General features: G+C 69.0%; 16 protein-coding genes. 12 read left to right on the forward strand and 4 right to left on the reverse strand.

Annotation, left to right across the window (positions count from 1 at the left end; all coding sequences use genetic code 11):
- Positions 1–14: 14 nt before the first annotated feature.
- The 8 genes from dnaJ (at position 15) to OH802_RS13010 (ending at position 6,900) form a co-directional block, all read left to right on the forward strand.
- Positions 15–1,208 carry a molecular chaperone DnaJ gene (gene dnaJ / locus OH802_RS12975; RefSeq protein WP_350840099.1) on the forward strand — a complete coding sequence of 398 codons (1,194 nt, stop codon included), beginning with the start codon at positions 15–17 and terminating at the stop codon, positions 1,206–1,208.
- 3 nt (positions 1,209–1,211) lie between these two features.
- On the forward strand, positions 1,212–1,955 hold the full coding sequence (locus tag OH802_RS12980) for a 16S rRNA (uracil(1498)-N(3))-methyltransferase (protein WP_406028510.1): 744 nt from the start codon (positions 1,212–1,214) through the stop codon (positions 1,953–1,955).
- A 59-nt stretch (positions 1,956–2,014) separates the two neighbouring features.
- On the forward strand, positions 2,015–2,476 hold the full coding sequence (locus OH802_RS12985) for a Gmad2 immunoglobulin-like domain-containing protein (RefSeq protein ID WP_355018143.1): 462 nt from the start codon (positions 2,015–2,017) through the stop codon (positions 2,474–2,476).
- Positions 2,477–2,491: 15 nt separating this feature from the next.
- A complete protein-coding gene (locus OH802_RS12990; RefSeq protein WP_406028512.1) occupies positions 2,492–3,544 on the forward strand; it encodes a winged helix DNA-binding domain-containing protein in 1,053 nt (350 codons plus the stop codon).
- A 91-nt stretch (positions 3,545–3,635) separates the two neighbouring features.
- Positions 3,636–4,679, forward strand: coding sequence for a PhoH family protein (locus OH802_RS12995; RefSeq protein WP_406028514.1), 1,044 nt, complete (start codon positions 3,636–3,638; stop codon positions 4,677–4,679).
- 76 nt (positions 4,680–4,755) lie between these two features.
- On the forward strand, positions 4,756–5,220 hold the full coding sequence (gene ybeY / locus OH802_RS13000) for an rRNA maturation RNase YbeY (protein WP_008363762.1): 465 nt from the start codon (positions 4,756–4,758) through the stop codon (positions 5,218–5,220).
- 17 nt (positions 5,221–5,237) lie between these two features.
- Positions 5,238–6,581, forward strand: coding sequence for a hemolysin family protein (locus tag OH802_RS13005; protein WP_406028517.1), 1,344 nt, complete (start codon positions 5,238–5,240; stop codon positions 6,579–6,581).
- Positions 6,565–6,900, forward strand: coding sequence for a cytidine deaminase (locus tag OH802_RS13010; protein WP_406028519.1), 336 nt, complete (start codon positions 6,565–6,567; stop codon positions 6,898–6,900). Before OH802_RS13005 ends, OH802_RS13010 begins: the two co-directional genes overlap by 17 nt.
- A gap of 15 nt (positions 6,901–6,915) precedes the next feature.
- On the opposite strand, the gene OH802_RS13015 is transcribed toward OH802_RS13010, so the two are convergent.
- Complete coding sequence (locus OH802_RS13015) at positions 6,916–7,188, reverse strand: hypothetical protein (RefSeq protein ID WP_355227979.1); 273 nt, start codon at positions 7,186–7,188, stop codon at positions 6,916–6,918.
- A gap of 150 nt (positions 7,189–7,338) precedes the next feature.
- Here OH802_RS13015 and OH802_RS13020 point away from each other — a divergent pair, with 150 nt between their 5' ends.
- Complete coding sequence (locus OH802_RS13020; RefSeq protein ID WP_406028521.1) at positions 7,339–8,718, forward strand: FAD-binding oxidoreductase; 1,380 nt, start codon at positions 7,339–7,341, stop codon at positions 8,716–8,718.
- The gene (locus tag OH802_RS13025) at positions 8,715–10,019 is read left to right on the forward strand and encodes a class I SAM-dependent methyltransferase (protein ID WP_406028523.1); all 1,305 of its coding nucleotides are present in this window, start codon (positions 8,715–8,717) and stop codon (positions 10,017–10,019) included. Before OH802_RS13020 ends, OH802_RS13025 begins: the two co-directional genes overlap by 4 nt.
- A 72-nt stretch (positions 10,020–10,091) precedes the next feature.
- Here the strand turns inward: OH802_RS13025 and OH802_RS13030 are convergent, their stop codons facing one another.
- Complete coding sequence (locus OH802_RS13030; RefSeq protein WP_406028525.1) at positions 10,092–10,853, reverse strand: hypothetical protein; 762 nt, start codon at positions 10,851–10,853, stop codon at positions 10,092–10,094.
- 434 nt (positions 10,854–11,287) lie between these two features.
- On the opposite strand from OH802_RS13030, the gene OH802_RS13035 reads away from it, so the two are divergent.
- Complete coding sequence (locus tag OH802_RS13035; protein ID WP_355227985.1) at positions 11,288–11,824, forward strand: pyridoxamine 5'-phosphate oxidase family protein; 537 nt, start codon at positions 11,288–11,290, stop codon at positions 11,822–11,824.
- Position 11,825: 1 nt separating this feature from the next.
- A complete protein-coding gene (locus OH802_RS13040; protein ID WP_406028528.1) occupies positions 11,826–12,164 on the forward strand; it encodes a VOC family protein in 339 nt (112 codons plus the stop codon).
- On the opposite strand, the gene OH802_RS13045 is transcribed toward OH802_RS13040, so the two are convergent.
- Entirely contained in the window at positions 12,165–12,785 is a 621-nt protein-coding gene (locus OH802_RS13045) for a hypothetical protein (protein ID WP_406028530.1), read from the reverse strand.
- Position 12,786: 1 nt separating this feature from the next.
- Positions 12,787–13,194 (reverse strand): isomerase, encoded by a 408-nt coding sequence (locus OH802_RS13050; protein ID WP_406028532.1) that lies wholly within the window; start codon positions 13,192–13,194, stop codon positions 12,787–12,789.
- Positions 13,195–13,265: the final 71 nt, after the last annotated feature.

Here is a 13,265-nt window from a genome sequence, read left to right on the forward strand (position 1 = left end):
ATCAGCGAACTTCGATGGCAGGAAGACCGACGTTGGACCCCTATGAGCTCCTCGGTGTCGACAAGGACGCCGACGACGCAACGATCAAGAAGGCGTACCGGAAGCTGGCGCGCCAGTACCACCCTGACGTCAACCCCGACGCCGAGTCGCAGGAGAAGTTCAAGGAGATCTCCCACGCCTACGAGGTGCTGAGCGACCCGCAGAAGCGGGCTGCGTACGACCGCGGTGGCGACCCGTTCGCGGGAGGCTTCGGCGCCCAGGGCGCGGGCTTCTCGTTCACCGACATCATGGACGCCTTCTTCGGTGGCGCAGGTGCCGGCACGGGAGGCGCGGGGCGTGGCCCCCGTCCGCGCGTACGCCGCGGGCAGGACGCCCTCATCCGTCTCGACATCGACCTGGCCGAGGCCGCCTTCGGCGTCACCCGCGACCTCAAGGTCGACACCGCGGTCGTCTGTGACACCTGTGGTGGCGAGGGGGCCGCGGAAGGCTCCCACCCGATCCCGTGCGAGACCTGCCACGGCCAGGGTGAGGTCGCGGTCGTGCAGCGCTCCTTCCTGGGCGAGATCCGCACGCTGCGCCCGTGCTCGGCCTGCAACGGCTTCGGCACCGTCATCCCCGACCCGTGCCGTGACTGCAGCGGCGAGGGCCGGGTGCGCTCCCACCGCACCCTGACCGTCAAGATCCCGCCGGGCGTCGACGACGGCACCCGGGTGCAGCTCGCCGAGCAGGGCGAGATCGGCCCCGGCGGCGGCCCCGCCGGCGACCTCTACGTCGAGATCCACGTCGCCAAGCACGCCACCTTCACGCGGAGGGGCAACGACCTGCACTGCACCGCGAAGGTGCCGATGACCGCGGCCGCGCTCGGCACCACGCTCAACCTGCCGACGCTCGAGGCCGACCTCGTCGGCGAGGGCGCCGACCAGATCGACCCCGAGGACGCCTCGATCCAGATCGACCTCAAGCCCGGCACCCAGTCCGGCACCGACCACGTCCTGCGTGGCCGCGGTGTGCCCGGTCTGCGGGGAGGTCGCGGCGACCTGATCGTGACCATCAACGTGGAGACCCCCACCAAGCTCGACCTCGAGCAGGAGGCGCTGCTGCGCCAGCTCGCCGAGATGCGCGGTGAGGAGTCCGTCCAGGGCCAGCTCAAGGCGGCCCACAAGGGCGGCGTCTTCTCCTGGTTCAAGGACACCCTCAACGGGCACTGAGTCATGACCCTTCCCGTTCACCTCGTCGAGTCGCTCGTCGGCACCCGTGTCGGCGACGACATCGAGGTGAGCGGCGACGAGGGCCACCACGCGGTCGTCGTACGCCGCCTCCGGGTCGGCGAGGAGGTCGTGCTCACCGACGGCGCCGGCGAGGGCGTCACCGGCACGATCACGCAGACCACCAAGAAGTCGATGACCGTACGCGTCGACGAGATCATCCTCGGCGACGCGCCGCCCGAGCCCGCGCTGACGGTCGTCCAGGCGCTGCCCAAGGGCGACCGCGGCGAGCTCGCCGTCGAGATGCTCACCGAGATCGGCGCCGCCAGCATCGTCCCGTGGGCGGCAACCCGCTCGGTCGCCGTCTGGAAGGGCGAGCGCGCGGTCAAGTCCCTCGCCCGCTGGCGAGCCACCGCCCGCGAGGCCGCCAAGCAGTCGCGCCGGCTGTGGCACCCCGAGGTCGAGCCGCTGGCCACCACCGACGCCGTCGTGGCCAAGGTCGAGGCGGCCGACGTCGCCGTCGTGCTCCACGAGGAGGGCACCCTCCCGCTCGGCGCGGTCCCCGTCATCGACGAGGGCACGATCCTGGTCGTGGTCGGCCCCGAGGGCGGCCTGACGGAGGAGGAGATCTCCCTGTTCGAGAAGGCCGGCGCCACCACCATCCGTCTCGGCGGTGAGGTCCTGCGCACCTCGACCGCCGGCGTCGCCGCCTCAGCCGCCCTGCTGGCCCGCACCCGCCGCTGGGACTGACCGCCGACTGCTCGGCGTGGTGGGTTCGTCCTTCGGGGATGCCGGGTGAGTATGGAGGCATGAGGAGCACACGTACGCGTCCGGCGGGCGCCATGATCGCTCTTGCTCTCTGCGGCGTACTGGCTGCCGGGTGCGGCAGCAACGATGCCGTCGCCGAGGATCCCGACGTGTCGGCCGAGCCGTCCGAGGAGCCGTCGACACTGCCACGCACCTCCGGCCTGATCACGCTGGCGGCACCGGCCGAGGGGGCGACGGTCTCCGACAGCTTCGAGGCCTCGGGCAAGGCCAACTCGAACGAGGCGAACGTGCCGTGGGAGGTCCGCGACACCACTGGCGAGACAGTGCTCGAGGGGGCCGCGACGGCCGAGGGCTGGGTGGACAAGCTCTACCCGTGGAAGACCACGGTCGACGTCTCCGAGCTCGAGCCCGGGACGTACCTCTTCATCGCTCGCACCGACGACACCTCCGACGGCGAGGGGAAGCCTTCTGAGGAGGTCGGCGCCCGGATCACCGTCGAGTAGGAGATCATCGCTACCGTGATCCTCACCGAACGGCAGCTCAACCGGACCCTCCTGCTCCGCCAGCACCTGCTGTCGCGGGCCTCGCTCACCCCGGCCGAGATGATCGAGCATCTGGTCGGCCTGCAGGCGCAGGAGTCGATGCCGCCGTTCTTCGCGCTGACCGCCCGGCTGGAGTCGTTCGACCCCTACGCGCTCAGCGCGCAGCTCGAGTCGAGCGCGCTGGTCCGGCTCTCCTCGCTGCGGTCGACGATCCACATGCACACCGCCGCCGATGCCGCGCTGATCAGGGCCTGGACCCAGCCGGTCCACGACTTCTACACCCAGCGGGTCGAGATCGTCCGCCCGGCGGCGCAGCTGGAGGGCTTCGTGGAGGCGGCCGAGGACGTACTCGCTCTCGGGGCGCTGCCCAACGCGGCCCTCGAGGCCGGCCTGGTCGAGCACTTCCCCGACGTCCCGGCCAAGGCGCTCGGCCTGCGGGCGCGCAACGAGCTGCCGCTGGTGCAGCTGCCGCCGCGAGGCCTGTGGAAGGGCTCGGGCGGGCTGGTCTACGACCTGCTCCCGCGCTGGACGGGCGTGCCGCCGGTGGCCGTGGACGATGTCGTCCCCACGCTGGCGCCGGAGATCGTACGCCGCTACCTGCGCGCCTTCGGGCCGGCGACCGCCGCCGACATCACCACCTGGTCGTCGCTGACCCGCCTGGGTCCGGTGGTCAAGCGGATCGAGGGCCTGGTCACCTACCGCGACGAGGCCGGCAAGACCCTCTACGACGTTCCGGACGCTCCGCTCGCCACCGGCGAGGAGCACGCCCCGGTGCGACTGCTGGGCAGGTTCGACAACGTCTGGCTCTCGCACGCCAACCGGGAGCGGATCACCGCCAAGGGGACCCGGAAGGAGTGGGGCATCGGGGGCGGCGGCGCGGTCATCATCGGCGGTGGCCACCTCATCGGTCTCTGGAAGCCGGTCGACGGCAAGGTCGAGGTCGTCAAGCTGCTCCGCGACCTCACCCCGGACGAGCGCGACGAGCTCGCCGAGGAGACCGTACGCGTCGAATCGCTGCTGGCGAGCTGACGCCGCAACTATCCAGTAGGAGAGGGGCCGAGCGCCCGCGTACCATGGACGCATCAGCCTCGTGACGAGAAAGGGCCCGCTCCGGGCATCCATGACCGATCGACACCCAAGTCCGCTTCCGACCGACACCTCCGACCAGGGGGTCACCGCGACCACCAAGCACACCGTGGTCGTTCCGAACAGCGTCGACATGGTGACCGTCCTCGGTCCGGCCGATGAGCACCTCGGGATCATCGAGGCCCACTTCGACGCAGACGTGCACGTGCGCGGCAACCGGATCACCCTCCACGGTGCCCCCAGCGAGATCGCGATGATCGAGCGGGTCCTGGAGGAGCTGGTCCAGATCATCCGCACCGGCCAGGGCGTCAGCGGCGAGACGGTGGAGCGGGTGATCGGCATGCTCCAGGCCGACACGACCGAGAAGCCGGCCGACGTGCTGAGCCTCAACATCCTCTCCAACCGCGGCCGGAGCATCCGCCCCAAGACGCTCAACCAGAAGCGCTACGTCGACGCGATCGACAAGCACACGATCACCTTCGGCATCGGCCCGGCCGGCACCGGCAAGACCTACCTGGCGGTCGCCAAGGCGGTCCAGGCGCTGCAGACCAAGCAGGTCACCCGGATCATCCTGAGCCGTCCGGCGGTCGAGGCCGGCGAGAAGCTCGGCTTCCTGCCCGGCACCCTGACCGAGAAGATCGACCCCTACCTGCGCCCGCTCTACGACGCGCTGCACGACATGATGGACTCGGAGCTGATCCCCAAGCTGATGGCGTCGGGGACCATCGAGGTCGCCCCGCTCGCGTTCCTCCGCGGGCGAAGCCTCAACGACTCCTTCATCATCCTCGACGAGGCGCAGAACACCACGCCCGAGCAGATGAAGATGTTCCTGACCCGCCTCGGCTTCGGCTCCAAGATCGTGGTTACCGGTGACGTGACCCAGACCGACCTCCCCAACGGCCAGAAGTCCGGGCTCCGGGTCGTGGAGGGCATCCTCGACGACGTCAAGGACATCAGCTTCAACAACCTGACCAGCCACGACGTCGTACGCCACCGGCTGGTCGCCAAGATCGTCGCCGCCTACGAGGAGCACGACGTGCAGAGCCAGGGCCGGGCCTCGGGAGAGAGCAGGGCATGAGCGAGCGCCAGCGAGCGACCGTAAGCCTCAGGCCGCCGCGTCCGTATGATTGCGCCTGCGCTACGGAGGCGGCGGCATGAGCACCGAGATCATCAACGAGTCCGAGCAGGAGATCGACGTCGAGCACGTCGCCAAGCTCGCTCGTTTCCTGCTCGAGCAGCTGCGTGTGCACCCGCAGGCCGACCTGCGGATCAAGTTCGGCGACGAGGCGACGATCACCGAGCTCAACGAGCGCTACTTCGACACCGAGGGCCCGACCGACGTGCTGTCGTTCCCTGGTGACGAGCTGCTCCCCGGCCGCCTCGACGAGGAGCCGGAGGAAGGCGACCTGGGCGATATCATCATCGCCCCGACGATCGCGGCCAAGCAGGGCGAGGCAGCCGGCCACGGCACCGTGGCGGAGATCGAGCTGCTGACCACCCACGGCATCCTCCACCTGCTCGGCTACGACCACGTGGACCCCGACGAGCACGCCGAGATGTTCGGGCTGCAGGCCAAGCTGCTCAAGGCCTGGGGCTCCTCGGCCACCGCACCCGAGTAGGAGCACCACCAACACCCATGGACGATGCGAGGCTGCTGATCGCAGCCGCAGTTCTGGTCCTGATCGCCGGCATCTTCTCAGCCGCCGACGCGGCGCTCAGCGCCTTCTCCCGCGCCCGGGCCGCGGAGCTGGTCTCCGAGGGCCGCGCCGGCGCCAAGCGCCTGGTGGCGGTGGTCGGCGACCCCGCCCGCTACGTCAACACGGTGCTGCTGCTCAGGATGCTGTGCGAGATCGGCGCGACCGTGCTGGTCGCGCTGTGGGCGTACGACCTCTACCAGGGGCGCTGGTGGCCGACGGTGCTCACCACGACCGGGACGATGACCGTGGTCTCCTTCGTGGTCATCGGCGTCGGTCCCCGCACGCTGGGGCGGCAGCACCACGAGGGCATCGCCCTCGCGGTCGCCGGTCCGATCGGCGCGATCACCACCATCCTCGGCCCGATCCCGAGCCTGCTGATCATGCTCGGTAACGCGCTCACCCCCGGCAAGGGCTTCCGCAAGGGTCCGTTCTCGACGGAGACCGAGCTGCGTGAGCTGGTCGACATCGCCGAAGCCTCTGACCTGATCGAGGCCGACGAGCGCCGGATGATCCACTCGGTCTTCGAGCTCGGCGACACCCGTGCCCGCGAGGTGATGGTGCCCCGCGGTGACATCGTCTTCCTGGAGCGCCGCAAGACGCTGCGCCAGGCACTGTCGCTGTTCCTGCGCTCGGGCTACTCCCGCATCCCGGTGATCGACGACAGCCTCGACGACATCATCGGGATGGTCTACCTCAAGGACGTCGTCGCGCGAGACTTCGAGGCGCCGGAGGTCGAGACCACCCAGCGGGTCGAGTCGCTGATGCGCAAGCCGACCTGGGTCCCCGACTCCAAGCCGGTCGACGAGCTGCTCGCCGAGATGCAGCAGCACCGCCAGCACATCGCGGTCGTCGTCGACGAGTACGGCGGCACCGCCGGCCTGATCACCATCGAGGACATCCTCGAGGAGATCGTCGGCGAGATCACCGACGAGTACGACATCGAGGACCGCGAGCCCCTCCACCTCGGTGACGGCTCCTGGCGGGTGCCCTCGCGCTTCCTGGTCAGCGACCTCGAGGAGCTCATCGGCCTCCCCGTCGAGGAGGACGACGTCGACTCCGTACGCGGTCTGATGGCCAAGCATCTCGGCCTCGTGCCGATCCCCGGGACCGAGGTCGAAGCCCACGGGCTCTGCTTCGTGGCCGAGGAGGCTGCCGGCCGGCGGAACAAGATCGGTACCGTACGCATCAGCGTCGTCGTCCCGGCCCAGACCGAGGCCGACGACGAGGACGAGCAGAGCGAGAAGACGGACAGGAAGAAAGAGGCACATGCCCGAGCAGAGTGAGCTCACCGCGGAGGACCGCAAGCTGGTGACCCTGGCCCGGGCGACGCGTGCCCGCGCCGGCGCGGCCGAAGGAGCAGCCGTACGCGACCTCGACGGCCGAACCTACGCCGCCGCCACCGTGGACCTGCCCTCGCTCCAGGTCTCCGCGATCGGCGTCTGCGTGGCGATGGCGGTGGCCTCCGGCTCCAAGGGCCTCGAGGCCGTGGTCGTGCTCGGCGAGGCCGAGGAGGCCTCCGCGAACGACCTCTCGATCGTCAAGGAGTTCGCGGGCGAGGATGTCCCGGTCCTCGTCGGCGACCCGCGCGGCAACCTCCGCTGAGTCCCTGCGGGCCGCTCAGCGAGCGGCTCGGTGGCCGCCGGTGCCGCCGGCCCCGCCGGACTCGGCGAGGAGCGGAAGGGTGCCCAGCTCGATCGTGACGTGGATCCCGTCCTCGTCCCGGTAGGCGGTGAGGCCGTTCATGGTCGCCATGTCGACGCCCTTCTCACGCATGTGCACGACGATCTGGTCGATCGCCAGCGCGAGCCGGGCCTGGGACACGGACTTGTTGCGCCACTTGACCTGGTTCTCGGTGAAGTAGGGGGTTGCCTTCTCGGCGAGCGTTGACACAGCGTCACGATGGGCAGCACTGGACATGGGGACCCTCCAGGGTGCACGAGATTGGGGGCGCTCGACGGGAGCAGTCGGCGCTTGTGACTGTAAGCGAACGAACGTGAAAATCGAAACCCGAGATCCCAGGGCGCGAGTAAAGTGCGTCAAGTGACGGGTGAGACTGGTTGGCAACGACACACCGAGGCCGTCGAGCGGTTGACGGCCTCCTACAAGCGGATCCCTGACGGCGCTCCCGTCAGGCTGGCCAAACGCACCACCAACCTCTTCCGGGCCCGGGCGGCGACCGACGCCCCCGGTCTCGACGTCTCCGGCTTGGGCGGCGTGATCGAGGTCGATGCCGAGGCGGGCACTGCCGACGTACAGGGGATGTGCACGTACGAAGACCTCGTCGACGCCACCTTGGCGCACGGGATGATCCCGTACGTCGTCCCGCAGCTGCGCACGATCACGCTCGGTGGCGCGGTGACCGGGATGGGCATCGAGGCCACCTCGTTCCGCAACGGGATGCCGCACGAGTCGGTGCTGGAGATGGACATCCTGACCGGGTCGGGCGAGATCGTCACGACGCGTCCGGGGGAGGATCTCTTCGACACCTTCCCCAACTCCTACGGCTCCCTCGGCTACGCCACCCGGCTCAAGATCAAGCTGGAGAAGGTGCCGGGATACGTCGCGCTGCGGCACGTACGCTTCGACGATGTCGGCCTGCTCACCAAGACGATCGCGCAGATCACCGAGACCAGGACGTACGAGGGGGAGCGGGTCGACGGACTCGACGGTGTCGCGTTCGAGCCGGGGGAGTACTACCTGACCCTCGCGACCTGGACCGAGAAGGCCACCACCCGGACTCTCAGCGACTACGGCGGCCAGCAGATCTACTACCGCTCGATCCAACAGCGTGAGACCGATGTGCTGACGACCTATGACTACCTGTGGCGCTGGGACACCGACTGGTTCTGGTGCTCGGGGGCCTTCGGCGCGCAGAACAAGTACCTCCGCAGGGTGTGGCCGCGCCGGCTGCGGCGCTCGGACGTCTACATGAAGCTGGTCGGCCTGGACCGGAAGTTCGGCATCGCCGACAAGCTCGACGCGCGTGCCGGACGGCTCCTGAGGGAACGGGTGATCCAGGACATCGAGGTCCCGGTCGAGAACCTCCCCGCATTCCTGGAGTGGTTCGACGCCGAGATCGGGATGCGGCCGGTATGGCTGTGTCCGCTGGTCTCCCAGGGGACGAACACAGGAGGGAAATGGCCGACCTACCCGCTCGAGGCGGGCCGGACGTACGTCAACGTCGGCTTCTGGGGCACGGTCCACGTCGGCCCCGGAGCCGTCAACGCTCCCAAGAACCGTGCGATCGAGGATCAGGTCCACGAGCTCGGCGGGCATAAATCGCTCTACTCCGAGGCGTTCTATGACAAGGATGTCTTCGACGCTCTCTATGACGGGGACAACCTCGCTGCCGTGAAGGCGAGGTATGACCCCGGCAACCGGTTGACCGATCTGTACAGCAAGGCGGTGAAGAGACTGTGAATCACATTGCAGAGACCATCAACGAACTCTTCGACGGTGGGCTGCCAATCAAGCTCACCGCGTACGACGGCAGTGTCGCCGGCGACAAGGACTCTCCCTTCGGGATGGAGATCCTCAACCCGCGCGGGCTCGCGTTCCTGCTGACCGCGCCGGGCGATCTGGGGCTGGCTCGTGCCTACGTCAGCGGTGACATGGCCCTGCACGGCATCCACCCGGGCGACCCCTACCCGCTCCTGGACCTGATCCTGGACAAGACCGACTTCAAACGGCCCAGCCCTCGGGAGACGGTCGACATGGTGCGCGCGCTCGGGGTGAAGAACTTCGTCCCGCCCAAGCCACCGCCGCAGGAGCACCTGCCGGCATGGCGGCAGCGGGCCGAGAACGTACGCCACCTCTCCGGCCGCGCGATCAGCGCGCTGCCGTGGACACGGCACTCGCCCGAGCGCGACGCCGACGCGATCCACCACCACTACGACGTCTCCAACACCTTCTACGAGTACGTCCTCGGCCCGTCGATGACCTACACGTGTGCGCTCTACCCGACCGATGACGCCACGCTCGAGGAGGCGCAGGCGGCCAAGTACGACCTGATCTGCCGCAAGCTCGGGCTCGAGCCCGGGATGCGCCTGCTCGACATCGGCTGTGGCTGGGGCGGGATGGTGCGCCACGCGGCTCAGCACTACGGCGTCAAGGCGCTCGGCGTCACGCTCTCGCGCGAGCAGGCCAACTGGGCACAGAAGGCGATCAAGGCCGATCGTCTCGACGACGTCGCCGAGGTGCGCTTCTCCGACTACCGCGACGTGGTCGAGGGGGACTTCGACGCGGTCAGCTCCATCGGGCTCACCGAGCACATAGGCGTGGCCAACTACCCGGCCTACTTCGGCTTCATCAAGAGCAAGCTGCGCGATGGGGGCCGGCTGCTCAACCACTGCATCACCCGTCCCGACAACATCTCGAAGGCGAACGCGGGGGCGTTCATCGACCGCTACGTCTTCCCCGACGGCGAGCTGATCGGCTCGGGCACCATCGTGTCCGCGATCGAGAACACCGACCTCGAGGTGCAGCACCACGAGAACATCCGGGTCCACTACGCCAAGACCCTGACGGCGTGGAACGACAACCTCCGCGACAACTGGGACGCCTGCGTCAACGAGGTCGGTCTCGGCACCGCGAAGGTCTGGGGCATCTACATGGCCGGTTCCCGGATCGGCTTCGAGCGCAACAACATCCAGCTCCACCACGTGCTCGCGACCAAGACGGTCGATGGGCTCTCGGGCTACCCGCTGCGGCACACCTTCTAAGTAACTCTGAGTAGCTGAGTGGGCGAAAGTGGCAGTTCGGACCGCGGTCCGGCTGCCACTTTCGCCCACTTGCTATGAGACTTCGGGCAACTGCCAGGTTCGTCGCATCGTCGCCGTCCCGGACTTCGAGAAGAGTGACGCCTCCAAGAGCTTCCACCATGGTCGGATGTCATCGACGGTGAGCTCTCGTCCGAGCGCATCCATCGCCGCCCGGAGGATCAGCCAGCTGTCGTGGCGGACCTGGCTCGCGATCCATCCGTGGCGTACGTATCCGGCCTTGGCGAGGTCCGCGTCCCTTCCCCGGTCGCGGCGGTACTGACCGCGCTCACGGTGCTGTGCTCCGTCGTACTCCTGCAGCGTTTTGGTCCCGGTCACCACGAGATCGGCTCGCCCGATGAAGACGCCACGGGCATCGTGGATTTCCACCTGCGGCTCGACGTCGACCCCGCACGCGGTGTGCAGGATCCGCAGGACGGACTCCCAGGCGGACTCGGAGCGCCGGTCGCACCAGCGCAACGCCTCGCTCAGCCGACGTGATCCCGGTCGACCAGTGGCTGCGGCCGCCTGGAGATCGGCGAGCGTGCACTTCTCCAGATGGAGGGCGCTGTCGATCAGAACCACCAGATCCAGAACGCCGAGGTCGCGTGCGCAGGCAAGAGCTGCATCGGGCACCGGCGCGACCCGAAGATTGTCGAGCGAGATGGCTGCCGGTGGCCGCGGGTGTCGGCTGATCCGCAGCTCGGGCCGGCGTATCCGCGCGGACGACTCGTGGAGCGCCACGAAGACCGGCAGATCGTCGGGCACCGGTGGGAGCCAGAGGTCGTGGAGCCGCATGGCGGTCAACCCGGTGAGAACGGCCGAACCGGGAAGAACATCTGTCCACGCTGCCAGCCCTGCTCGCCACCTGGAGTCACCGTCGAGCCCCGCTGGCACGTACACGCCGTTCCCGACCCGCTCCCAGGTCGGACCCCGCCGCCGGGGTTGTCGCGGACGTCGTCGGCGGGTGGTCGTTCGCGGTGCGTCGCCTGTGAAGACCGTCGATGTGTCCTCGAGGGGGTGGCCTTCGATATCGATGAGATCCATGGGGCTCAGCATCCTCGCGACCACCGACATCTCTGGTCGACGGCCATCGAGAGTGGGCGAAAGTGGCAGGTTGGAGCGCGGTCTGGCTGTCACCTTCGCCCACTCGTATGTGGCACGGTGTCGGAATCGGCCTTTTCTGTTCGTGGAGTAGGTGAAACATCCTGTTCCAGCCGAAGGAGACAGTCATGGAGACCCACAACCTCGCAGAGATGTACGACGCCCCGCCGATGTCCTGGGCGGAGGTGACCGCTCGACTGGACCAGGGCTTCAACCAGGGGCCCGGGTCGCAGGAGGGCGAGCCCGGGCGCTACACGACCTGGGTGAGCACGATCAACGCCGACGGCGGTCCGCACGTGAACGCCGTCGGCGCGATCTGGCTCGACGGCAGCTTCTACCTGGTCACGGGACCTGGGACGCGGCGTGGCCGCAACCACGCCCGCGATCCCCGCTGCGCACTGTCGCTCTCGGTCCGTGAGTTCGACCTGGTCGTGGAGGGCCGCGTGACGCGGGTCCTCGGCGACGAGCTCGAGCGCGTGGCCAAGCACTACCATGACGACGAGGGCTGGCCGGCCGAGGTCGACGAGTCGGGCGAGGCCGTCACGGCGCCGTTCAACGCGCAGAGCGCGGGCCCGGCGCCCTGGCACGTCTTCCGCATCGACGCGACCTCCGCCCACGCGGTCGCGACCGTCGAGCCCTACGGCGCGACCCGCTGGAGGTTCTGAGATGACCGACCTGTTCGCCGGACTTCCGGTCGCGGACCTGGCCCGTGCGGCCCGTTGGTACGAGGCCCTGCTCGGCGGCCCGCCGGCCTTCTACCCCAACGATGTCGAGGCCGTCTTCGAGGTGGTCGAGCACGGCTACGTCTACGTCGAGGTGAGGCCGGAGCTCGCCGGCCGTGGCTTCGTCACCCTCTTCGTCGACGACCTCGATGCCCGCCTCGCCGCGATCGCCGACCGCGGCCTGCGGCCGGAGTCGCAGGAGACGTACGACAACGGGGTCCGCAAGACCATCTTCCGCGATCCCGACGGCAACGAGATCGGGCTGGGCGGTGGCCCGGCCTGATCAGGCCGGGACGCCGTGCTCCTTGGCGTAGGCACGTCGGCAGGACGCGGCGCAGAAGCCGATGGTCTCCCCGTCGTGCTCCATCGTGATCGCTCCGCGGCCGAGGGTGACCTGCATGCCGCACATCGGATCGATGACGACGCCTTCGGGGAGGTCGACCGCGCCCGCGCTGTGTCTCGCCCGGAACTCCTCGGTCATCCAGCTCGTCAGCTCGTCCGCCGTCGCCGGTCGGCCGTTGAGCCCGATGCTGCCGTCCGCGATCCCGACGAGGTTGACCCAGAGGTGCCCGCCCGGCCTGGTCCAGCCGTGGACGCGGTCGACCTTGCGTACGCCGGCACGGATGGCGCCGGACAAGGGGCGAGACATCTCCTCCCGCCACGCCTCGGGAACGGTGGCCGTGATGACCAGCGGCGGCGGGGCCGGCGGGCTCCACGCGCCGTCACCGGTCGTCCACCCGGCGAGCTCCCGGAAGGCGATGTGGGTCACCGCCCGGCCTCGAGCCATCGTCTCCTCCGGAGCGCTGACTCCCTCGTTGAGGAGCGAAGTCACGGCCTTTGTCAGCGTCGCGCGGTCGCCGTCGGTGAGTGCGCCGGCGGGAGCGGCGATCTCGATCAGGAACACGTCAGGCCTCCTCGTGGTGGGCGTCGGGATCGAAGCCGTCGGGGGCGCGATCGATGAACGCGGTGATCGCGGCGATCCGCCCTGACCGGTCCAGATCGAGGACGTCGGTGCCCTCGGCGAACGAGCCCTCCTCCTTGCGGATCTCCCAGCGCACGCGGACGTGCTTGTGGTGTGAATCGGGCTCGGCGCGGGCCACGAACGTGTAGTCGCCGACGCCCTCGGTGAACTGGCGGGTGAAGTCGATCAGCGCCTCGAGGCCGGTGGACTCGCCGATCGGCGTGGAGCGAGCGACGTCGTCGGCGAACAGGGTGGCGCCGAGGATGCGCTGCTCCTCGGCGGAGAGGTTCCAGAACGAGACGTACGCCTCGGCGGTGGCGGCAGGTGAGCGGGGTGTGGTTTCAGTGGTCATGGCCAAGACGATCCGCCTCCCGGTGAGCCCTGTCGATTACCTCTCGGGTAGTTGCCGCGCCGCGCTCCGCC

It is taken from the genome of Nocardioides sp. NBC_00850, assembly GCF_045207335.1.
Lineage (GTDB): Bacteria > Actinomycetota > Actinomycetes > Propionibacteriales > Nocardioidaceae > Nocardioides.

Bases quoted from the DNA above. Each gene is read 5' to 3' on its own strand.
- dnaJ (WP_350840099.1), top strand. From the start codon at position 15: ATGGCAGGAAGACCGACGTTGGACCCCTATGAGCTCCTCGGTGTCGAC.
- OH802_RS12980 (WP_406028510.1), top strand. From the start codon at position 1,212: ATGACCCTTCCCGTTCACCTCGTCGAGTCGCTCGTCGGCACCCGTGTC.
- OH802_RS12985 (WP_355018143.1), top strand. From the start codon at position 2,015: ATGAGGAGCACACGTACGCGTCCGGCGGGCGCCATGATCGCTCTTGCT.
- OH802_RS12995 (WP_406028514.1), top strand. From the start codon at position 3,636: ATGACCGATCGACACCCAAGTCCGCTTCCGACCGACACCTCCGACCAG.
- ybeY (WP_008363762.1), top strand. From the start codon at position 4,756: ATGAGCACCGAGATCATCAACGAGTCCGAGCAGGAGATCGACGTCGAG.
- OH802_RS13005 (WP_406028517.1), top strand. From the start codon at position 5,238: ATGGACGATGCGAGGCTGCTGATCGCAGCCGCAGTTCTGGTCCTGATC.
- OH802_RS13010 (WP_406028519.1), top strand. From the start codon at position 6,565: ATGCCCGAGCAGAGTGAGCTCACCGCGGAGGACCGCAAGCTGGTGACC.
- OH802_RS13030 (WP_406028525.1), bottom strand. From the start codon at position 10,853: ATGCGGCTCCACGACCTCTGGCTCCCACCGGTGCCCGACGATCTGCCG.
- OH802_RS13035 (WP_355227985.1), top strand. From the start codon at position 11,288: ATGGAGACCCACAACCTCGCAGAGATGTACGACGCCCCGCCGATGTCC.
- OH802_RS13040 (WP_406028528.1), top strand. From the start codon at position 11,826: ATGACCGACCTGTTCGCCGGACTTCCGGTCGCGGACCTGGCCCGTGCG.
- OH802_RS13050 (WP_406028532.1), bottom strand. From the start codon at position 13,194: ATGACCACTGAAACCACACCCCGCTCACCTGCCGCCACCGCCGAGGCG.